Origin of the sequence: Pseudonocardia hierapolitana (assembly GCF_007994075.1) — a bacterium.
Classification (GTDB): Bacteria; Actinomycetota; Actinomycetes; order Mycobacteriales; family Pseudonocardiaceae; genus Pseudonocardia; species Pseudonocardia hierapolitana.
Genome location: NZ_VIWU01000001.1, coordinates 378550 through 398841, shown reverse-complemented (window position 1 = coordinate 398841; position 20292 = coordinate 378550). Strand labels below are relative to the sequence as shown.

At 74.1% G+C, this 20292-nt stretch carries 19 protein-coding genes; 9 read left to right on the top strand and 10 right to left on the bottom strand.

Annotation, left to right across the window (positions count from 1 at the left end):
* Positions 1–49: 49 nt before the first annotated feature.
* The 4 genes from FHX44_RS01885 to FHX44_RS01870 are packed head-to-tail and all read right to left on the bottom strand — an operon-like array spanning position 50 to position 4025.
* A complete protein-coding gene (locus FHX44_RS01885; RefSeq protein ID WP_147253862.1) occupies positions 50–871 on the bottom strand; it encodes a class I SAM-dependent methyltransferase in 822 nt (273 codons plus the stop codon).
* Positions 872–915: 44 nt separating this feature from the next.
* Entirely contained in the window at positions 916–1860 is a 945-nt protein-coding gene (locus FHX44_RS01880) for an acyl-CoA desaturase (protein ID WP_147253861.1), read from the bottom strand.
* A gap of 46 nt (positions 1861–1906) precedes the next feature.
* Positions 1907–3286, bottom strand: coding sequence for a mycothione reductase (locus FHX44_RS01875; protein WP_147253860.1), 1380 nt, complete (start codon positions 3284–3286; stop codon positions 1907–1909).
* 10 nt (positions 3287–3296) lie between these two features.
* The gene (locus FHX44_RS01870) at positions 3297–4025 is read right to left on the bottom strand and encodes a M15 family metallopeptidase (RefSeq protein WP_246170895.1); all 729 of its coding nucleotides are present in this window, start codon (positions 4023–4025) and stop codon (positions 3297–3299) included.
* Positions 4026–4124: 99 nt separating this feature from the next.
* Between FHX44_RS01870 and FHX44_RS01865 the strand changes: the two genes are divergently transcribed.
* Both FHX44_RS01865 and FHX44_RS01860 read left to right on the top strand, forming a co-directional pair.
* A complete protein-coding gene (locus tag FHX44_RS01865) occupies positions 4125–4583 on the top strand; it encodes a GNAT family N-acetyltransferase (protein ID WP_147253859.1) in 459 nt (152 codons plus the stop codon).
* 103 nt (positions 4584–4686) lie between these two features.
* The gene (locus FHX44_RS01860; protein ID WP_246170156.1) at positions 4687–5109 is read left to right on the top strand and encodes a lipopolysaccharide assembly protein LapA domain-containing protein; all 423 of its coding nucleotides are present in this window, start codon (positions 4687–4689) and stop codon (positions 5107–5109) included.
* 50 nt (positions 5110–5159) lie between these two features.
* On the opposite strand, the gene FHX44_RS01855 is transcribed toward FHX44_RS01860, so the two are convergent.
* The 4 genes from FHX44_RS01855 to yaaA form a co-directional block, all read right to left on the bottom strand.
* The gene (locus FHX44_RS01855) at positions 5160–6515 is read right to left on the bottom strand and encodes a glycoside hydrolase family protein (protein ID WP_147253858.1); all 1356 of its coding nucleotides are present in this window, start codon (positions 6513–6515) and stop codon (positions 5160–5162) included.
* Positions 6516–6621: 106 nt separating this feature from the next.
* Positions 6622–7914 carry a DEAD/DEAH box helicase gene (locus tag FHX44_RS01850; protein ID WP_147260859.1) on the bottom strand — a complete coding sequence of 431 codons (1293 nt, stop codon included), beginning with the start codon at positions 7912–7914 and terminating at the stop codon, positions 6622–6624.
* 396 nt (positions 7915–8310) lie between these two features.
* Complete coding sequence (locus FHX44_RS01845) at positions 8311–9273, bottom strand: serine protein kinase RIO (protein WP_212612294.1); 963 nt, start codon at positions 9271–9273, stop codon at positions 8311–8313.
* Between the two features lie 179 nt (positions 9274–9452).
* Positions 9453–10199 (bottom strand): peroxide stress protein YaaA, encoded by a 747-nt coding sequence (gene yaaA, locus FHX44_RS01840; protein WP_147253857.1) that lies wholly within the window; start codon positions 10197–10199, stop codon positions 9453–9455.
* A gap of 87 nt (positions 10200–10286) precedes the next feature.
* Between yaaA and metX the strand changes: the two genes are divergently transcribed.
* Positions 10287–11429 (top strand): homoserine O-acetyltransferase MetX, encoded by a 1143-nt coding sequence (gene metX / locus FHX44_RS01835; protein ID WP_147253856.1) that lies wholly within the window; start codon positions 10287–10289, stop codon positions 11427–11429.
* Here metX and FHX44_RS01830 read toward each other — a convergent pair.
* Positions 11407–11793, bottom strand: coding sequence for a VOC family protein (locus FHX44_RS01830; protein WP_147253855.1), 387 nt, complete (start codon positions 11791–11793; stop codon positions 11407–11409). The two genes, metX and FHX44_RS01830, sit on opposite strands and share 23 nt — an antisense overlap.
* A gap of 747 nt (positions 11794–12540) precedes the next feature.
* On the opposite strand from FHX44_RS01830, the gene FHX44_RS43020 reads away from it, so the two are divergent.
* From FHX44_RS43020 to FHX44_RS01805, 5 genes are all read left to right on the top strand, one after another.
* Positions 12541–13227 carry a RibD family protein gene (locus FHX44_RS43020; protein ID WP_147253854.1) on the top strand — a complete coding sequence of 229 codons (687 nt, stop codon included), beginning with the start codon at positions 12541–12543 and terminating at the stop codon, positions 13225–13227.
* Positions 13220–13669, top strand: a complete 450-nt coding sequence (locus FHX44_RS43015) for a cytidine/deoxycytidylate deaminase family protein (protein ID WP_246170155.1) — start codon at positions 13220–13222, stop codon at positions 13667–13669. The genes FHX44_RS43020 and FHX44_RS43015 overlap by 8 nt, the downstream gene beginning before the upstream one ends.
* Positions 13670–13788: 119 nt before the next feature.
* Positions 13789–15540 carry a proline--tRNA ligase gene (locus tag FHX44_RS01815; protein ID WP_147253852.1) on the top strand — a complete coding sequence of 584 codons (1752 nt, stop codon included), beginning with the start codon at positions 13789–13791 and terminating at the stop codon, positions 15538–15540.
* 272 nt (positions 15541–15812) lie between these two features.
* Positions 15813–17798 (top strand): FHA domain-containing protein, encoded by a 1986-nt coding sequence (locus tag FHX44_RS01810; RefSeq protein ID WP_147253851.1) that lies wholly within the window; start codon positions 15813–15815, stop codon positions 17796–17798.
* 15 nt (positions 17799–17813) lie between these two features.
* Positions 17814–18647, top strand: coding sequence for a protein kinase domain-containing protein (locus tag FHX44_RS01805; RefSeq protein WP_212612293.1), 834 nt, complete (start codon positions 17814–17816; stop codon positions 18645–18647).
* A 190-nt stretch (positions 18648–18837) separates the two neighbouring features.
* Here the strand turns inward: FHX44_RS01805 and FHX44_RS01800 are convergent, their stop codons facing one another.
* A complete protein-coding gene (locus tag FHX44_RS01800) occupies positions 18838–19248 on the bottom strand; it encodes a secondary thiamine-phosphate synthase enzyme YjbQ (RefSeq protein WP_147253850.1) in 411 nt (136 codons plus the stop codon).
* Positions 19249–19266: 18 nt separating this feature from the next.
* Between FHX44_RS01800 and FHX44_RS01795 the strand changes: the two genes are divergently transcribed.
* A complete protein-coding gene (locus tag FHX44_RS01795) occupies positions 19267–20286 on the top strand; it encodes an aminotransferase class V-fold PLP-dependent enzyme (protein WP_147253849.1) in 1020 nt (339 codons plus the stop codon).
* Positions 20287–20292: the final 6 nt, after the last annotated feature.

Below are 20292 nucleotides of genomic sequence, written 5' to 3'. Positions count from 1 at the left end.
GTGCGGTTTCAGGGCCGCAGTCTTGCGCCCCTGAAACCGCATTCGTCGATCATGGCCGCCGTCCCACCGCCATCAGGTGCGGTGAGACCCCCACCAGCGTCGGCTCGGACTCCAGCCGCCGGACGGTGGCCAGCAGGACCTCACGCGTGCCCGGGTCGTCCAGCAGCGGCCCGCTGTCTCCGGCCGCGCCGATGCCCTCGACGGCGAGCACCTCGACCTGCGTGAGTCCGGCGGCCACCACCTCCTCCCGCAGTTCGTCCGGGTGGTGGAACCAGGCGAGGGTGAACCACTCCGGCCGGCCCACGGGGTCCGGGTTGCGGTGCACGCCGCCCGTCAGGTCCCCGTCGACGATCGCGGCGAACCGCGGGTCGGCGAGCAGGCCGAACCGGACGCCGTCCAACGCCGAGGCGAAGCGGGAGATCGCGGCTGCCAGCAGCACGCCGCCCGGACGCAGGACCCGGCGCGCCTCGGCCAGCGCCGTGGCCCGGTCGGCGGCCTCCACCAGGTGGTAGAGCGGGCCGAGCAGGAGTACGGCGTCGGCGCTGCCGTCGGGGTGGGGGAGTGCGCGAGCGTCACCCACCGCGGCGGACGCGAGCGGTGCGGGCGCAGAGGCCGACGCGGCCCGCGCCGCCTCCACGTGCCGCTCCACCGGGTCGATCAGGTGCACCTCGTAGCCGGCGGCGGCCAGCGGCAAGGCGTACGCGCCCTCGGCGCCGCCGACGTCGAGCACGACGGCGGGCGGCGTCGGCAGGAACCGGTCCAGCAGTTCGCGGGTGCGCTCGGCCTCCAGGCGGCCCCAGGTCGTCAACCGGTCCCGCTCGACGCCGACGCCATAATGCGCCTGGATCGCCGAGTCGATCTTGTAGCCCATGCGGCGAACGTTAGCCCGCGCACCCCAGCGCCGGCACGGGAGATTCAGGCGGTGCGGGCCAGCTTCGCCAGGCGCCGCTGGGTGGGCCAGCGCACGGAGTGGGCCCAGCCCAGCTTCTCGAACGCCCAGATCACCCGGGCGGAGATGTCGACCTGTCCGCGCTGGACGCCGTGGCGGGCGCAGGTGGGGTCGGCGTGGTGCAGGTTGTGCCAGGACTCACCGAAGCTGAGCACGGCGAGCGGCCAGACGTTGCGGGAGTGGTCGCGGGCGGCGAACGGCTGGTCGCCGATCATGTGGCAGATCGAGTTGATCGACCACGTGACGTGGTGCAGCAGGCCCACGCGCACCAGCCCGGCCCAGAAGAACGCGGTGAGGGCGCCCCACCACGACAGGGTCAGCAGCCCGCCGAGCGCGGCCGGCACGATCAGCGTGAGCACGGACCAGAGCACGAAGAGGCGGTCGACGCGCCGGATGTCGGTGTCGGCGAGCAGGTCGGGGGTGAAGCGCTCGCGGTTGGTCGTGTCGCGGTCGAACAGCCAGCCCATGTGGGAGTGCCAGAAGCCTTTGGCGAGCGCCACGGGTCCGGTGCCGAACAGCCAGGGCGAGTGCGGGTCGCCCTCCTTGTCGGAGAAGGCGTGATGACGGCGGTGGTCGGCGACCCACGTGATGACCGGCCCCTGCATGGCGAGGCTGCCGGCCAGCGCGAGCGCGATCCGCAGCGGCCGCTTCGCCTTGAACGAGCCGTGCGTGAAGTAGCGGTGGTAGCCGACCGTGATGCCGAGCCCGCTCGCGACGTAGAAGACCAGGGCGATCGCGACGTCGGTCCAGGCGAGACCCCAACCCCAGGCGAAGGGGATCGCGGCGACGAGCGCGACGAGGGGGAGGATCACGAAGACGTAGACGCCGATCTGCGGCGCGATCCCCCGCCGGCCGTCGAGGATCGGCTTGGCCGACCCGGCCGGGCGGGTGGGGTGTTCGGCAACGGTCATGGGCATGCTCCAAGGAGACGGCGGACTTAGGATTACCTTACTCACATCAGATCTCAAGGTCGAGACCGAGCAGGGCGTTCTCCACCACCTCGGCCAGGGCCGGGTGGATCCAGTACTGGCCGGTGGCCATCTCCCGCGCCCCCAGCCCGAACGACATCGCCTGGATCAGCGGCTGGATCACCGTCGACGCCTGCGCGCCCATCACGTGCGCGCCGATGATCCGACCGGTCCCGCGTTCGGCGATCACCTTGCAGAACCCCGTCGTGTCCTCCATCGCCCACCCGTAGGCGACGTCGCCGTACTCCTGCACGGCGGCGGTGTAGTCGAGGTGGCCTGCGCGGCACTCGGCCTCGGTGAGCCCGACGGCGGCTATCTGCGGCTCGGTGAAGACGGCCGCCGGTACGAACCGGTGATCGCTGCGCCGCGGTGCGTCAGGGTGCAGGAGGTTGTGCGCCACGACCTTCGCCTCGTGGTTGGCCACGTGCTTGAGCTGGTACGCCGAGCTCACGTCGCCGAGGGCGAAGATCCCGTCGACGGTGGTGCGTTGCTGGTCGTCGACGACGATGCGGCCGTCGGGGTGGGTCGCCACACCGGTTCGGTCGAGGTCGAGGCGGTCGCTGTTGGGTCGGCGGCCGGTGGCGACGAGCAGCAGGTCGCCGTGGACGGACGAGCCGTCGGCCAGCTCCAGGGTGACGTCACCACGGCTCCCGCGGACGCCCGTGACCTCGTTGCCGAGGTGCACGTCCCAGCGCCGGTGGACGATCTCGGTGAAGCGCTCGCACACGGTCTCGTCCTGGCGGCGCAGGATGCTGCTGCGCCCGACGATCGTCACCCGTGCCCCGAGCGCGGAGAAGACGTGCGCGAACTCGACGCCGATGTACCCGCTGCCGAGGATCACCAGGTGCTCGGGGAGCGCGTCGATCCGCATGACGGTGTCGGACGTCTCGTAGGGCACGCCCGACTCCGTGACGACGTCGGGGATCACGGGCCGGCTTCCGGCAGCCAGCACGATGCGATCGGCACTGAACGCATCGGCTCCGGAGCCGTCGGTGCGGGCCACCGCGAGCTCCTTGTGACCGGTGAAGCGTGCGTGGCCCTCGTAGACGGTGACGTTCGGGGAGCGGTCCACGCGGTACTCGCGCCCGCCCGCCGAGATCGGGTCGATCCGGCCGAAGACGCGGTCCCGGATGTCGGTCCAGCGGACCTTGTCGACGGTGGCGTCCACGCCGTAGCGGCCGGCGTGCCGGACCACCTGTGCCACGTCGGCGGCGTAGACGTACATCTTCGTCGGGATGCAGCCGACGTTCAGGCACGTGCCACCGAAGACGCCGTGCTCGACCAGTGCGACGTCGAGATGGGCGATCCGCTCGTCGACGATCGAGTTGCCGGAGCCGGTTCCGATGACGACGAGGTCGTGGTGCCGCACGAATCACACGCTACGTGCCCGTCCGGGAGAAGTGATGCCGGTCCACTGGGGACGTCCAGCGCCCGCCCCACTTCCAGCCGATGCGCTCGAACGCGGTGACGACCGGCCCGCCGTCCTTGATCATGCCGGGCAGATCGCGCTCGCGGTCCAGGTAGGCGGAGGCGAGCTCGGGCAGCACGAGGTCGCCCTTGCTGTAGGGGTTCTGGAACGGGTTGACGTCCACGGCGAGACCGAGCGCGTGCGCCGACCAGCGCGTGAGGCCCACCGCAGGCCGGCAGACGAACGCGGTGGTGTTGTTGTCGTCGCCGGTGGGCGGGGCGGTCAGCTCGGCAGGCTCGACGACGCGCATCTCCTCGATCGGGAAGTCGGCCGCGTAGAGGTCGCCGAACACGGCCGCGACGTCGTCGGCCACCTGGGCGGCGACGATCAGCTCACCGGTGTGCGCGGTCCCGTCGAAGCCGCGGAAGGAGACGGTGACGTAGCGCAGGTCGGCCGGTGGCACCGGGCACTCCGGCTTCCAGGTCGAGCGGGCGAGGACGTCGTCGGGCACCGGTCCGACCGTGGACGCGAACCTCCCGTCCGCGGGCGGAGGGAGGATGTCGCGGGTGGGGAGCCTGCGGTCCAGCAAGTCGGGCGGGGTCGGCTGAGCGACCCCGTATCCGTCGGGGCGCAGGGGGAGCGGGGGTCGCTCGGCGGCTGCCGCCTGCGTGCCGGCCAGCGCGAGCCCGGCGGCCACCAGCGCAGGGCCGACAACGGCGATGGTCAGGGGTCGGCGCACCCAGCGAGCCTCGCACGGGCGCGGGCGGCGCGCGCTCACCCGATCTGGTAGGCAATCGGGATGAGCAGCGAGACGGAGACGGCCACGGTGCACCGCGCGTGGGCGGCGGACCTGCCGCCGAGCACTCTCTACGAGCTGCTGCGGCTGCGGGTCGATGTGTTCGTCGTCGAGCAGGCCTGCCCGTACGCGGAGCTCGACGGGCGCGACCTCGAGGACGGCGCGCGGCACTTCTGGCTGGGCGGCGACGGCAAGCCCGAGCCCGTCCTCGGATGCCTGCGGTTGCTGCGCGAGCCGGGGGGAGAGTTCCGGATCGGCAGGCTGTGCACCGCCCGCTCCGTGCGCGGCCGCGGGCTGGGTCGGCAGTTGATGGAGGCGGCGCTGGCCGAGGTCGGCGACCGGGTGTGCCTGTTGGACGCGCAGGAGCACCTCGCGGGCTTCTACCGGGAGTTCGGCTTCGGCCAGGTCGGCGAGGCCTACGACTGGGATGGCGTTGCGCACGTCCCGATGCGGCGGCATTGACCTCCGAGATCGACGTCCAAGATCACGGAACGTCGCGTGAAGGACGCCGTTGCGGGATACTCACGGGTGGTCACGAACGGTGTCGAGCGAGCGAGGTGCGCGCATGACCGACGACCCGACGCGGGCGATGAACCTGCACTCGCCCACCTACGGCAGCGTCGGGCCGGCTGATCCGCACGCCGACCCGGCCACGCAGCCGACGATGCGGCCGGTCGTCGCCGATGGCCCCACCGTCCCGACGCCGAGCGAGCCCACGCCACGGGCGGGCTGGCCCGCGGAGCCGGTGCGGCGCTCGCGCAGTGGCGTCCTGTGGGCGGGCCTGGTCCTGTCCGCGCTGGTCCTGCTGGTCCTGCTGATCTTCATCCTGCAGAACAGCACGCCGGTGCAGATCAACTTCCTGGGAGCGTCGGGCACCCTGCCCGTCGGGGTGGCGCTGCTGCTCGCCGCCATCGCGGGGCTGCTGCTCGTCGCGATTCCGGGCGGCCTGCGCATCTTCCAGCTGCGCCGGGCCGCCCGCCGCCGCTGAAACGGCCGTGAGCGGGTACGGGTGCTCCAGCACCCGTACCCGCTCACGGGTCAGGACTCGCGGCCGCCCACCTGGATCTGCCAGGGGGTGAGCGGCTTGCCCGGGGCGAGCTCGACCTGGTCGCCGCTCAGGTTGACCACCACCACGCCGTCGTTCGCGCGGAAGGCGAGCAGGTGGGGCCGGGACGGGGAGCGTCCGATCTCGACGTCGCCCGCGGCCAGCCGCGGCACCAGGAACTGCCATGCCTGGGTGAGGGGGAGCGGCTGCCCGCCGCCCTCCCTGGTGGCGTCGGTCCAGAGCGCGGGGGAGCCCAGGTCGTGCTCCTGCGGGCCCCACAACAGCGCACCCGCGGTGCCGGACTCGGCCATGGCGGCGATCGCGGCCAGGTTCACCGCGGCGTTGACGGGGCTCGTGGGCTCGTCGTCCTCGCCCGCGGGAACCTCCGGGTAGTACTCGGCCCACCAGATCGGCAGGTCGCTGCGCTCCTGGAGCCAGCGGGCGAGGTCGGCGAACTTGCGGGCGCCGTCGACGGGGGCGGGGCCGTCCTGGTCCCGCTTGTTGGTCGCGGTGTCGACGGCGAGGAAGTCGGCGCCCACGTTGTTCTGCAGCCAGTAGTCGACGACGTCGAGCGTGCGCTGGTCGGCCGCGCCCCACGGTCCGGCGACCGTGGTGGAGGTGTCGCGGGCGCCCTGGTCGAGACCGATCAGCACCACGTACGGACCGCCGACCTGCACGTCCGGCCGGACCTCCTTCACGGCCCGGTACACCTGGTTGTAGAGCTCGGTGTAGCCCTCGTAGTCCCAGCGGCCCTTGGCCTCGTCCCAGAAGCCCTTGAGCTCGTTCCACACCATCACCCGCTCGACCTGCGGGTAGCGCTTCACGGCCTCGGCGGAGAGCCGGGCGAAGTCGGCGAAGTGCTCGGGCCGGGGCGCTTCCTCGAGCTCGTCCCAGTCGGTCTCGCCCTCCTCGCCGCCCTTCATCCAGTCCGGGGAGCAGCACAGCGTGAGCATCGTGCGCTGGCCGGTCTCCTCGGTGATCTTCATGCGCCGGTCGAGGGTCTCCCAGTCGTACTCACCCGGCTCGGGCTCGGGGTTGTCGGTGCCGAAGCCCATCAGGTGGTGGTTCTGCCAGATCGCGCTGTCGCCGGCGAGGATGTCCATCCCGCGCCGGCGGGCATCGGGGTCGCTGTCGCTCTCGTCGAGGCTCTTCTGGGTGTGGGTGACGCCCAGCTCGAGCGCGGCCTCCTGCTTGGTCCACGTCCAGTCGCCCTCGAGCTCGATGGGCGGCAGCGGCGCGCCCGGGGCGGCAGAAGGTGACCCGGTCGAGCCGGTCGAGCAGGCGGCCAACGCCGCGGTGAGCGCCACCAGCACGGCGGCGAGACGGCCTCGGGGACGGGGAGCGCGCACAGGTACCTCGGTGTCCGATTCGGGAGACTTCTCCCTGACCGTGGCAGGGCGACCCTGTGGCTCTGCTGAGAATCCCCCCGACCCGGACACGAGCGGGTAACGGTCCTCAGGCCGCCGCGTCACGCCTGCGCCTCCCGCCGCGCGCGGCGCGGCTGCTCCCGGTGCGCCCGCTCCCGGTGCGGGGGCGGCGCGGACCCTGCGCGGGCTTGGGCGGGGTGGCGATCGGCACCCCCGACGGCTGCCGCGCGCCCGTGATCCGGGCGAGCTCGCCGTCGCCGGTCGTCACCTGGGTCTGGGCGGCACGCACCCCGGCCAGCCGCATCATCCGCTCGACGTCGCGCCGTTCGTCGGGCGTGACGAGCGTGACGACGGTGCCGGAGTCGCCCGCCCGGGCGGTGCGCCCGGCCCGGTGCAGGTAGTCCTTCGGGTCGGCGGGCGGGTCGACGTGCACGACGAGGCTCACGTCGTCGATGTGGATGCCGCGCGCGGCCACGTCGGTGGCGACGAGCACCGGGGTGCGGCCGTCCTTGAACTCGGCGATCGCCCGGTTGCGGGCGTTCTGCGCCTTGCCGCCGTGCAGCGCGCCCGCTGCCACGCCCGCGCGCCGCAGCACCTTCACGAGCCGGTCGACGCCGTGCTTGGTGCGGGCGAACAGGATCGTGCGCCCGTCGCGGGCTGCGACCTCCGTGACGATCCCCGGCTTGGCCGCCGGGTCGACGAGCAGGACGTGGTGCTCCATGGTCGCCACCTGCGCCGTGGCCGAGGCGACGGCGCGCGTGACCGGGTCGGTGAGGTACTGGCGGACCAGCGCGCCCACCTCGCCGTCGAGCGTCGCGGAGAACAGCAGCCGCTGGCCGCGGGCGGGGGTCAGGTTCAGGATCGCCCTGACCTGCGGCAGGAAGCCCATGTCCGACATGCGGTCGGCCTCGTCGAGCACCGTGATCTCGACCTGCGAGAGGTCGCACGTGCGCTGGTTGGTGTGGTCGGTGAGCCGGCCGGGGGTGGCGACGACAAGGTCGACGCCGCGCGCCAGCTCGGCGGCCTGCCGGTTGAACGACAACCCGCCCACGACGACGGCGGTGGACAGGCGCAGCGCCCGCGCGAACGGGGCGAGAGCGTCCTCGACCTGCTGGGCCAGCTCGCGGGTGGGGACGAGCACGAGCCCGCGGGGCTGCCGCGGCCGGGGCCGTCCCGTGGTGCGCTCGCCGAGCCGGGAGAGCAGCGCGAGGCCGAAGGCGAGGGTCTTGCCGGAGCCGGTCTGGCCGCGGCCGAGCAGGTCGCGGCCCGCGAGGGTGTCGGGGAGCGTCGCGGCCTGGATCGGGAACGGCTCGGAGAAGCCGCCATCGGCGAGCGCGCGGACGACGGGTTCGGGCAGGCCCAGCTCGGCGAACGAGGGCATGCCGGCCTCGGGCACGGTCCACAGCTCCTCGACCGGTGCGACCGGGGTGAGCTGGGGACGGTTCTGCGGCGCGCCGGAGCGGCCGCGGGGGGAGCGGGAGCGGCCGCCGTCGGATCGACGGCTCCGCGGGCTCGCCGAGAACTCCGAGCGAGCCTGCGAGCGGGCAGGCGACACGGCACGGCGAGGGGACGGGGATGACAAGTAGAACCTCCGGGACGCGGCACGTCGCTCGGAGAGCAGCGCCGAGATGGCGGCGGCTGGGATCTCGGGACGAGCCCGGGCGCGATCGGTGCGCGCCCTGATGGGTGGTGCGGGCTGCGCCCGATTCAGGGCCGTTGCGGCCGGGCGCTCCCCATCAGAGTAGAGCGCCCGGCCGTCGAGGGTTCCGTCGGCGGGCTACCCCTGTGACACCGCGCCGCCCCCGGGCATTCCCACCTCCACCCGCAGCTCCTCGAGCAGGGCCTCCGGGGTGCCGACCTCGACCGGTAGGCCGCGGGCGGTGAACCACTCGCCGATCCGGCGGACGTCGCGGGCCAGGTACTCGGGCCCCTGCGGGTTGCCCACGACGTCCACGACCTGCGGAAGGTCGATCAGCACCAGCCGCCCGTCGTGCACCAGGAGGTTGTAGGCGGACAGGTCGCCGTGGGTGAGTCCGTGCCGGGCCAGCCCGACCAGGGCGTCGACCAGCTGGTGCCAGAGATCACACAGCTGATCTCCGTCGGGCCGCAGCTGGGCGAGGCGCGGGGCGGCCGTGCCGTCGTCGCCGCCGACGAACTCCAGCAGGAGCTCGGTGCCGCTGCACTGCACGGGGTAGGGCACCGCGACGCCGTCGGCCCAGAGGCGCGACAGCGCGGCGAACTCCGCGCTCGCCCACTGCCCGGCGAGGATGTCGCGGCCGAACGCCGTGCGGTTCGCCATCGCCCGCGTCTCCCGGGACCGGCGGACCCGCCGACCCTCGAGGTAGCCGGCGTCGCGGTGGAACATGCGGTGCTCGGAGGTGCGGTAGCGCTTCGCGGCCATCAGGGCGCGCCTCTCGGTGCCCGGCACGGCGCGCTCGACGAGGTGGACGTCGGCCTCCTTGCCGGTCTTGATCACGCCGAGCTCGGTGTCGACCGCGGCGTGCTCGGTGACCACCCACGCCGGGCGCGGGTGCGGGCCGTGCTCGGCGCCGTCCCACGTGGACCAGCGGTCGCCCTCGGGCGGGCCGTCGGGGTCGACGCCGAGCCGCTCGTCGAGAGCGGACAGGTCGGGCTCCCGGTGCTGGGAGCGTGCCGGGGCCTCGTCGTCGAAACGACGACGGCGGCGGGGCTTGCGGGAGGACTTGATGTACAACTCGGAGTACGACTCGTAGTCGTGCAACGCGGGGCTCCAGGGGAGTGTTCGCCCCGCGGATCGTCGTCAGCGCGGGGCGGGGATCGGACGAGGGCATGCCACGTCACGGACAGGCCTAGCCATGTGGCACCTCCTCGCGATCACGCCGGACCCCGGCGACCTGATGGGGGCACCCTGCCGGACACCGGGAGCCCGCCACAACCCATTTACGCGGGGATCACGATCTCCAGGGCGTTGCTCTTGCGTTCCACGCGCATCCCCGCCCTGCGGGCGACCGCCGCGACGCCCGCCGCGTCCGTCGGCTCGGCGCGGGTGCTCGCGAGCACGCGGGCGAGCCTGCCCTTGTGCGCCTTGTTGAAATGGCTCACGACGCTGCGGGTGCCGCCGGGCCGCTCGGCGAGGACGTTCACCGTGACCGCGCCCGGCACCCGGCCCAGCGCGGCGTAGGAGCCCGACCGCAGGTCCACCACCAGTTCCGTGGCGGCGAGGGCGGCCAGCTCGGGTTCGAGCACCGGCTTCCACCGGGCCGCGAGCGCGCCACCCGACGGGAGCGCGGAGCCCGCGGAGAGCCGGTAGGCCGGAACCGGGTCGTCGGCGCGCAGCAGCCCGAACAGCGCCGACCCGACGGCCAGCCGCGCACGTGCCCGCCCGGCCGCGGCCCCGGAGAGCGAACCGACGTCGAGCGAGTCGTAGAGCACACCCGTGTAGCGGTGGAGTGCGGGCAGGGTGGGCGAGGTCCACAGCGCCGCGTTGCGGGCGATCTCGGCGTCCTGCGCCGGGGAGAGCCCGAGCGCGGCGCGGCACGCCTGCGCGTCGCCGGCCAGGTCGACGAGCTCCTCGACGAGCGCCTTGCGCACCGCGTCCAGCGCGGGATGCGACAGCGCGTCGAGCCGCAGCGGTGGGCCCTCGCCACCGTCGCGCTTGGTCTCCGACGGGGGAAGCAGGACGAGCACGTGGTGGAGCCTATGTTGTGCGGCCGTCGACCAGCGGATTAACGTCCTCGACGTGATCGGGCTCGGAACGGTTGGTGAGGCGGGCCCGTGACCGCGGTCGACACCGAGCTCCCGCCCGCAACCGGAGCATGGCGGGAGGGCGACGACCCCGGACGCAGGCAGTGGCTCACGCTGCCCGACCCGCTGCCCCTCGAGGGCGGGGGCACCCTGCCCGGCGTCCGGATCGCCTACGAGACGTGGGGCACGCTCGACGCGAACGCCTCCAACGCCGTGCTCGTGCTGCACGCGCTCACGGGTGACAGCCACGTGAGCGGCCCCGCCGGGCCGGGACATCCCACCCCCGGCTGGTGGGAGGCGCTGATCGGGCCGGGCCGGGCGCTCGACCCGGCCCACTGGTTCGTGGTGGCCCCGAACATCGTGGGCGGCTGCCAGGGCAGCACCGGCCCGGCCTCACCCGCCTCGGACGGCAGACCGTGGGGGAGCCGCTTCCCGCTCGTCACCGCGCGGGACGCGGTGACCGCCGAGCGGGTGCTGGCCGACGCGCTCGGCGTGGACGCGTGGGCGCTGGTGATCGGCGGCTCCATGGGCGGCATGCGGGCCCTCGAATGGGCGGCCACCGAGCCCGACCGCGTCACCCGGTTGTGCCTGCTCGCCTGCCCGGCCGCCACCACGGCCGACCAGATCGGCTGGGCCGCCCCGCAGCTCGCCGCGATCCGCGACGACCCCGGCTGGCAGGGCGGCGACTACCACGACGCCCCACCGGGACACGGGCCGCACCGCGGCCTCGGCGTGGCCCGGCGCATCGCGCACCTGAGCTACCGCAGCGCGTTCGAGCTGGACGAGCGGTTCGGCCGCGATGCCCAGGACGGCGAGGACCCGTGGCGCGGCGGGCGGTACGCGGTGGAGTCCTACCTCGACCACCACGCCCGCAAGCTGGTGCGCCGGTTCGACGCCATGTCCTACGTGCGCTTGACCGAGCTGATGAACGCCCACGACGTCGGCCGCGGGCGCGGCGGGGTGGCGGCCGGGCTCGCCCGCGTGACGGCGCGGACGCTCGTGGCGGGCGTGACCTCCGACCGGCTCTACCCGCTCGAGCAGCAGGCGGAGCTGGTGGCGGGCATCCCCGGCGCCGGCCCGCTGCGCACGATCGACTCGCCGTACGGGCACGACGGGTTCCTCATCGAGGCCGCCACCGTCGGCGCCCTCGTCACGGAGCTTCTGGAGAGCTGATCCCCTCCTTCTCGCCGATGCAGAACTCGTTGCCCTCGGGGTCGGTGAGCGTGGTCCAGGCGAACACCGCGGGGTCCCCGCGCTCGCCGAGCACGGTGGCCCCGAGCTGGACCAGGCGCTCCACCTCGGCCTGCCGTCCACCGGCCGGTGCGCCCAGGTCGAGGTGCAGGCGGTTCTTGCCGGACCGCGGCTCCGGCACGAGCTGGAAGGCCAGCAACGGCCCACCCCGTGGGGGCGGGGCCAGCATGATGAACGCGTCGTCGTAGTTCTGCAGGACGGCGGTGTCGAGCGCGGCCGACCAGAAGCCGGACAGTGCCGCCGGGTCTGCGCAGTCGACGGTGACCATGCCGATCGAAAGTCCCATGGGCGCGGACGCTAGTGCTTCCCGCCGGAGGTTCGTCGGGGGTATCGGTGGATCCAGCTTCTCGCTGGGCGTGGCGGCGAGCAGCCCTCGTACCGGGCGTACTCGGGCTGTTCGCCGCTGCGTCCAGCGGGGAGCTGGGCCGCCGATACCCTTGGCGAACCTCCGGCGGGGAGCACTAGCGAGGAGGTCCGACACCGGAGGCCGCGACGCGGGAACCACGTGTCCGCTCGCGCGACCCGTCCCTGCCGGCGCGACCCGTATCGGATGATCGAGCTCGCTCGTCGCGTCCGGCGAGCGGTCCCGAGCGGGCCGCCTACCTCCTGGGCCTCCGGTGGCGCCGCGCCTTGTGCGGGCCGCCCCTCACGCGGCAAGGGCGCCTCCGGCGTCGCTCCGCGATCGCGACCCTTGACCCATGAGCCTCTGCGGCCCCTCCGGGCAGCACTACGCGGGCAGGCCGGGGGCCTGCCCGGTGGGCGCGCGGCGCCACCGGAGGCGCTGTCGCGGCCCATGGTCGGCGTTTCGGAGCGACAACGGGCGGATCCGAGGGCGTGACAGCCCTTGATCCACCCGGACAGCACGCAGCGGTCCCTGCCACAGCAACGAGGTGCGGCTCGGGCGGATCATGCCCCGTTGGTCACGGTGAGCAGTACGCGAGTGCGGATCCGGCGGCCGTCAGGTACTGCCCGGAACGACCACGATGGTGCCGGCCGTGCATCCGGCCGTCCTGCGATGCGGGAGGATCGGGCCGTGCCCGAACGCCCCTACGTGCTGCTCTCCGCCGCGATGTCGGTGGACGGCCACATCGACGACAGCGGGCCGGAGCCGCTGCTGCTCTCGGACGCCGCGGACCTCGACCGGGTCGACGCGGTGCGGGCGGGGGTCGACGCGATCCTGGTCGGGGCCACCACGCTGCGCCGGGACAACCCGCGGCTCCTGGTGCGCTCGGCGCAGCGGCGGGCTGCTCGGGTGACCGCGGGTCGCGAGCCGCACCCGATCAAGGTCACGGTCACCGGCTCGGGGGACCTCGATCCCACGGCGCGCTTCTTCACCACCGGCGACGCGCCCAAGATCGTCTACGTGGCCGGCCCGGGGGTGGGCACGGCGCGGAAGGCCGTGGGCGCGGTCGCCGATGTCGTGGACGCAGGCCACCCGGTCGACCTGCACCGGCTGCTCGCCGATCTCGCGGCCCGCGGCGTGCAACGGCTGATGGTGGAGGGCGGCACGGCGATGCACACGCTGTTCCTCACCGCGGGCGTCGCCGACGAGCTGCAGCTGGTCGTCGCCCCGTTCTTCGTCGGGGACGCGCAGGCACCGCGGTTCGTCGGGCCGGGCCGCTTCCCGCACGACGCCGCGCACCGCATGCGCTTGGCCGAGGCCCGCCCGATCGGCGACCTCGTGCTCCTGCGCTACCTCCTGGACGGTGGACGTGACTGACGATCGCGACCTGCTCGCCCGCGCGGTGGAGCTCGCGCGGCGGTGCCCGCCGTCGCGGACGGCCTTCTCGGTGGGCGCCCTCGTCGTCGACGCAGGCGGCGTCGTGCTGGCGGAGGGCTGGTCGCGCCGCCGCGACCCGCACGACCACGCGGAGGAGTCCGCGCTCGCCGACCTGGGCCGGGGCTGGCGCGCCCCGCCCTGCACCACGGTGTACAGCTCCCTCGAACCGTGCAGCGCGCGCTCGTCCCGTCCGCTGACCTGCACGGAGCTGATCCTCGCCGCCGGCGTCGACCGGGTGGTGTTCGCGTGGCGCGAGCCGAGCGTGTTCGTCGACGGGGAGGGCGCGGAGCTGCTGCGGGCACGCGGCGTCGAGGTGGTGGAGCTGCCGGAGCTCGCCGCGGCCGCGCGCGGGCCGAACGCGCACCTCCTCGAAGCGCGCTGACGGCAGCGGCGCACCGGCACCGGCGCCGGCACAGGAACTGCGGTTCGGGTGCGAGCGCCTCCCGGTGGGGCCCCGCACCGGCGCAACCGCCGTCGCGGGGCGTCGCTACCCTTTCCCAGGTGTTGACCCGGATGTCGTCGCTGTTCCTGCGGACCCTGCGCGAGGACCCGGCCGACGCGGAGGTACCGAGCCACAAGCTGCTCGTCCGCGCCGGCTACGTCCGCCGCGTCGCACCGGGGATCTACTCCTGGCTCCCGCTGGGCCTGCGGGTGTTGCGCAACATCGAGCAGATCGTGCGCGAGGAGATGGACGCCATCGGCGCCCAGGAGATCCAGTTCCCCGCGCTGCTGCCGAAGGAGCCCTACGAGGCCACCGGGCGCTGGACCGAGTACGGCCCCAACCTCTTCCGGCTGAAGGACCGCCGCGGTGGGGACTACCTGCTCGGCCCCACCCACGAGGAGCTGTTCACGCTCGTGGTGAAGGGCGAGTACTCGTCCTACAAGGACTACCCGGTCATGCTGTACCAGATCCAGACCAAGTACCGGGACGAGGCGCGGCCCCGCGCCGGGATCCTGCGCGGCCGCGAGTTCCTCATGAAGGACTCCTACTCCTTCGACCTCACCGACGACGGGCTCTCCGAGTCCTACGAGCTGCACCGCGACGCCTACGTCCGGATCTTCGACCGGCTCGGCCTGGAGTACGTCGTCGTCAAGGCGACGTCCGGTGCGATGGGCGGGTCGGCATCCGAGGAGTTCCTCGCGGTCGCGCCCACCGGTGAGGACACATACGTCCGCAGCCCCGGCGGGTACGCGGCCAACGTCGAGGCGGTCACCACGCCTGCGCCGCCGGCGAAGGCGACCGACGGGCTGCCGCCCGCGCAGGCACACCACACGCCCGACACCCCGACGATCGAGTCGCTCGTCGACTTCCTCAACGACGAGGCGGACCTGGGCCGCACGTTCACCGCGGCCGACACGCTGAAGAACGTGCTGGTCAAGACCCGGCAGCCGGGCACGGCGGAGTGGACGCTGCTGGGGATCGGCGTGCCCGGCGACCGCGAGGTCGACATGAAGCGCCTCGAGGCCGCGCTCGAACCCGCCGAGGTCGCGCTGCTCGACGAGGCCGACTTCGCGGCGCACCCGTTCCTCGTGAAGGGCTACATCGGGCCCGCCGCCCTGGCCGCCAACGGCGTGCGCTACCTCGTCGACCCGCGGATCGTGCCCGGCACGGCGTGGGTCACCGGCGCCGACAAGCCCGACCACCACGTCGTCGACCTCGTCTGCGGGCGCGACTTCACCCCCGACGGCACGATCGAGGCCGCGGAGGTGCGCGAGGGCGACCCCGCGCCCGACGGCTCCGGTCCCCTCGAGTCCGCGCGCGGCATCGAGATCGGGCACGTGTTCCAGCTCGGCCGCAAGTACGCGGACGCGATGCAGCTCGACGCGCTCGGCGCCGACGGCAAGCCGGTGCGGATCACGATGGGCTCCTACGGCATCGGGGTGTCCCGGCTCGTCGCCGTGATCGCCGAGCAGAGCCACGACGGATCGGGCCTGATCTGGCCGCGGTGCGTCGCGCCCGCCGACGTCCACGTCGTGATCGCCGGCAAGACCGACGAGATCGCGGCCGGGGGCGAGCGGCTCGCCGCCGATCTCGACGCGGCGGGCGTCCGTGTTCTCCTCGACGACCGCAAGGCGACACCGGGCGTCAAGTTCGCCGACGCCGAGTTGATCGGTGTACCGACGATCGTGGTGGTCGGGCGGGGTCTGGCGAACGGTGTGGTCGAGGTGAAGGACCGCCGGAGCGGTGAACGGCAGGAGATCGCGGTCGAATCCGTCGTCGCCCACCTGGCCGAACTGACCGGCGCGCGCTGACCTGCACCCGCTGAGCGGCGACCGGTCTGGTCGGGTGTCACCCGTTCGTGGTCGACTGAGCCCGTGCAACGGTGGGTCGAGTCCGGTTACACATCAGGCTCACACCATCACCACCTGCAACGATGGAGGTGCGGCGGCGACCGTGGATCACACGCCCCGTACCGTTCCCGTCATTCGTCCGCAGTAATGCACGACCGTGACCGTCACCTGGCCGGTGGCGGACTGGCCGTACCGCCGGTCCGCTTGCGGCCGCCGCGGGGGAGGTAGACCCAGTGGACTTCGACGCGCTGCGCGCCGCAGTCGTGCCCGGTGCCGGCGTCGTGGGGCGGTGGCCCGGCGTGGTCTGCGTGGCCGAGTGCGCCGATCGCAACGTGCTGCGCCAGCTCCTCGACGTGTGCGCCACCGCTGCCGGCCACGAGCCGGGCCGGGCGCTGGCCCGCAGGCTCGCGATGTGGCTCGGCGGCGCCGACGCACCCGGCGACGGCCTGCGCTTCGGCACCGTGGCCGTCACGGGCTCCGACCCGCGTTCGGGCTCGCAGCGCGGCGAGCAGTGGGCCGTTTTCCTGTACGGGCCGGTCGGGCTGGTCGTGCCGGACCGGCAGGTGGCGCTCTCGGGCGCCCAGTCGGTGGCGTGGACCGACCGGCTGCTGCCGCGTCCCGACGCGCCGGTGGTGCTGGCGCTCGAAGGCGGACCGATCCCGCCCGGCCTCGTCGACGGCGTGCACGACCTGCGGGCAGGCGTCGTACCCGGCGCGGGCGCGGTCCTCGTGCCGAGCGGGGACCACGGTTCCGCCGAGGTCGCCGACGAGGCGGCGCGCACCCGGCAGGCCGACTCCCGGTGGCTCGACGTCGCAGGCGGAGACCGCCAATGGGGGGCCGACCCCGCGCCCACCCCGTCCGCCGAAGCCGCCTACCCCGCCGAAGGTGCGGGCAACGGGCTGCCGTCGCGGGGCCTGGGGTCCCTCGAGAGCTATCACCCCGGCGACCCGGGCAACGGCGCCGAGCGGCCCGTCGGCCGGGCCCACCTGCGCCCGGTGCCGTCGGGCTCGAACGGCGTCGCGCACCGCGGGTGGGTTCCGCGACGCGGCTCGGTGAGCGACCTCGGGCGGGTGTCCGACACCGACCACGACCAGGTCGCCGCGACGCACGACGACGGTCCCGTCGAGACCGACGGCCCGGACGACCTGCGCGAGCCCGAGGTCGAGAAGACCACCGACAACGGCCGCAACGGCGTCCGCAGCGGTGGTGGCGTCCTCAACGGCGCGGCGTACGACCTGCTCGGCGGGCCGGAGGCGCCGGCGCAGGAGACCGAGCGCAGCCCGTGGAGCGACGACCGCGGTCGTGACACGGGGCGCCCGGAACGGATCGAGGGCTGGTTCGCCGCCCCGGAGGGCGGCACCGAGGCCGGGATGACCGCGATCGGGCCGTCCGATCGCCGCCGCCGCCGTCACCGCCTGCCCGACGACGACCCGTCCGCCGGGAGCGAGGCCGGGAACAGCCGGCCGGAGGCGCCCGCGGACGAGCGCGGGGACATCGGTGACGAGCGCGGTTCGGACGAGTACGCGAGCGCCGACATCGGGGCCGACCCGGCCGCCTTCGGCTCGGGTTCGGTGGACGAGACCAGGATCGGGTCGATTCCTCCCATCGCCGCCGAACCCGCCGGGCCGCCTGCCGACGGCGAGTCCCCCGACGGTGACGGCACCCCCCGGTTGGGTGTGCCGGCCCAGGCTCCACCGGTCCACCCGCTGGCCGATGCGGGGGCCGCCGCGGACGGGGAGACGCCGCACACCACCGCGCTGCGGTCCGAACGGATCCTGGGTGCGCCCGACGAGCAGGAGCTGGAGGACGGCACCGTCACCGGCGGGCTGGCCGTCGACGACCGGCCGGAGGACCCCGCCCCTCGACCGCCCGTCGGCCTGCTCGTGTTCGACGACGGCGCCACCTACACCGTCGACGCGGAGTACCTGATGGGCAGGATGCCGGAGGCCGACCCGCGGGTCGCGTCGGGCGCACTGCGCTCGCTCGCCCTCGAGGACCCGTCTGGAGCGGTGTCCCGCGTGCACGCGCAGATCGTCCTGAACGGGTGGGAGGCGTTGCTCGTCGACGTCGGCTCCCGCAACGGCACGTTCGTGTCGCCACCGGGGGAGCAGGGGTGGACACAGCTGCCCGCAGGGGAGACACACCTGCTGGTGCCGGGCACCCGGGTGCGGATCGGGGGTCGCAGCTTCCAGTTCGAGGCGCCGTCCGGCACGCGGTAGAAGAGGACGCCCGGATTGGATCCGCCCGCGACACTGACGTCGACGCCGACGCCCGCGTCGATCGCCGACTACGAGGTCCTGGGCCTGCTGGGTGAGGGGCCGCACGGGCGCTGCTACCTCGCCCGGCCGCCGGCCCACCCCGGCGAGGGTGTCGTGGTGAAGGTGTTCACCGAGCGCGTGAGCGAGCCGGCGTTCGACCGGGCCGTGCGGCAGCTGCGGGCGGTGGCGGCGGTCGCGTCGCGGCACGTCGTGCGCGTGTTCGACGCCGTGCTGGGCGAGAACTTCGCGTACGCGATGGAGTACCTCCCGCTCGGCTCGATCGCGGCGCCGGCCCGCCCGCCTGCCCGGCCGGAGGTCCTCACGGCCCTCGAACACGCCGCCCGCGGCGCGCACGCGCTGCACGAGGCCGGGATCGTCCACGGCGGGATCCACCCCGGCAACGTCATGCTCCTCGAGGAGGTGGACGGCACGCTCGGCGGGCGGCTGGCCGAGCCGGGCCTGTCCCGGGTGCTGACGCCCGGGGCGGTGGTGCCGGGTGCGGGCCGCGGCGGGTTGCTGGAGTTCCGCGACCCCGACCTGCTGGCCGGGGCGAGCCCGTCGAGGCGCACCGAGGTGTGGGCGCTCGGCGCCACGATCCACCGCGTGCTGTCCGGGGTGGGCCTCTACGGGGAGCTGCCCGGGCACCCGCTCGGCGCGATCCGCGAGCTCCACTCCACACGTCCGCAGGTGCGCCCCGGCCTCGAACCGGAGGAGGTCGCGCTGGTGCGCGACTGCATCGCCGAGGGCCCCGATCGTCTCCGCACCGCCGCCGAGGTGGCCGACCGCATCGCCGCCCTCCGCCTGCCGTAGCGACGGCCGAACGCGGCACTCGCCGAGCCCGAGCGCCCGACTCGCCGTGTCGAGATGTCGGACTCGCCGTGTGGAGATGTCGGACTCGCTGTGCCGGAACGCACGACTCGCGGGGCTGGCGCGAGTCGTGCGATCGGGCGCGGTGAGTCCGGCGTCAGGGTGGGGTGAGTCGGGCGTGCGGGCGCGGCGGTCAGCCCGGGAGGTAGGAGAGGCGGACGGAGCGGACGGGGTTGTCGCCGTTGGTGTCCACGAGGCAGACCGACTGCCAGGTGCCCAGCGCCGTGCTCCCGTCCACCACCGGCACGGACATCGACGGCGCGATCAGCGCGGGAAGCACGTGGTCGCGGCCGTGACCGGGGCTGCCGTGCCGGTGGGTCCAGCGGTCGTCGGCGGGGAGCAGGTCGCGCAGGGCGGCGAGGAGGTCGGTGTCGCTCCCGGCTCCGGTCTCGATGACCGCGAGGCCTGCGGTGGCGTGCGGGACCCACACGTTGAGCAGACCGTCGCGGGCGCCGGCGGAGCGCAGGAACGCGGCGATCTCGTCGGTGAGGTCGACGACGGCCTCTCGGCCGCCGGTCCGGATCTCGATCAGCTGGCTGTCCACGGCCGTAGTGTCCCTCCCGTGCGCAAGGCATTCGGTACGGAGTTCGACGTTCCCGACGGCTACCTGAACACGGCGAGCATCGGCATCCCGTCGGTCCCCGTCGGTGAGGCGGTAGCCGACGCGGTCGCCGGGTGGCGGGCGGGAGCAGGTCGGGCGGGGGAGTTCGACGAGCCGGTCGCGCGGGCCCGGGCGGGGTTCGCCGACCTGGTCGGGGTCGACGTGGACCGGGTGACGATCGGGCCCGCGGTGTCCGCGCTCGTCGGGTTGGTCGCGGCCGCCCTGCCCGGCCGCGCGCGGGTGCTCGTCGCGGGTGGCGAGTTCACAAGCGTGACGTGGCCGTTCGCGGCGCACGCCGGCCGCGGTGTCGAGGTCACCGAGGTCGACCTCGCCGACGTCGGGCAGCGGGCGGGGGAATTCGACCTCGTCGCGGTGAGCACGGTCCAGTCCGCGGACGGCCGGCTGGCCGATCTGGACGCCCTGCGCGCGGCGCGGGCCGGCGGTGCCCGCGTGCTGCTCGACGCCACCCAGTCGCTCGGCTGGCTGGACGCCGACCTGTCCTGGGCCGACGCCGTCGTGGCCGCTGGGTACAAGTGGCTGCTCAGCCCGCGCGGGGTGGCGTGGATGGCGATCCGGCCGGAGCTGGCCGCCGTCCCGGTCGCGGCGGGGTGGTACGCGAGCGCCGACCGCTGGTCGGACGTGTACGGCCTTCCGATGACCCTCGCGCCGGACGCGCGTGCGCTCGACACGTCGCCCGCCTGGTACTGCCACGTCGGTGCGGCGGTGGCGTTGCCGTGGCTCGCCGGCCTCGACCGCGCCGCGGTACACGCCCACTGCGTGGGTCTCGCCGAGACCTTCCGCGCGCGGTTGGGGATGGAGCCGTCGGGGTCGGCGATCGTGTCGGTGCGCCGCGAGGGCGCGCGGGAGCGGCTGGCCGCGGCGGGCGTCGTGAGTGCGGCCAGGGCCGGCGGCGCGCGCCTGGCGTTCCACCTCTACAACACCGAGGCGGACGTCGCCCGTGCCCTCGACGCCCTCGCCTGAGCGCAG

What these genes read in the sequence shown, in the direction of transcription:
- FHX44_RS01885 (WP_147253862.1), bottom strand. Translation starts at nt 871, where the DNA reads ATGGGCTACAAGATCGACTCGGCGATCCAGGCGCATTATGGCGTCGGC.
- FHX44_RS01880 (WP_147253861.1), bottom strand. Translation starts at nt 1,860, where the DNA reads ATGACCGTTGCCGAACACCCCACCCGCCCGGCCGGGTCGGCCAAGCCG.
- FHX44_RS01865 (WP_147253859.1), top strand. Translation starts at nt 4,125, where the DNA reads ATGAGCAGCGAGACGGAGACGGCCACGGTGCACCGCGCGTGGGCGGCG.
- FHX44_RS01860 (WP_246170156.1), top strand. Translation starts at nt 4,687, where the DNA reads ATGACCGACGACCCGACGCGGGCGATGAACCTGCACTCGCCCACCTAC.
- FHX44_RS01850 (WP_147260859.1), bottom strand. Translation starts at nt 7,914, where the DNA reads ATGCCCTCGTTCGCCGAGCTGGGCCTGCCCGAACCCGTCGTCCGCGCG.
- FHX44_RS01830 (WP_147253855.1), bottom strand. Translation starts at nt 11,793, where the DNA reads ATGGGACTTTCGATCGGCATGGTCACCGTCGACTGCGCAGACCCGGCG.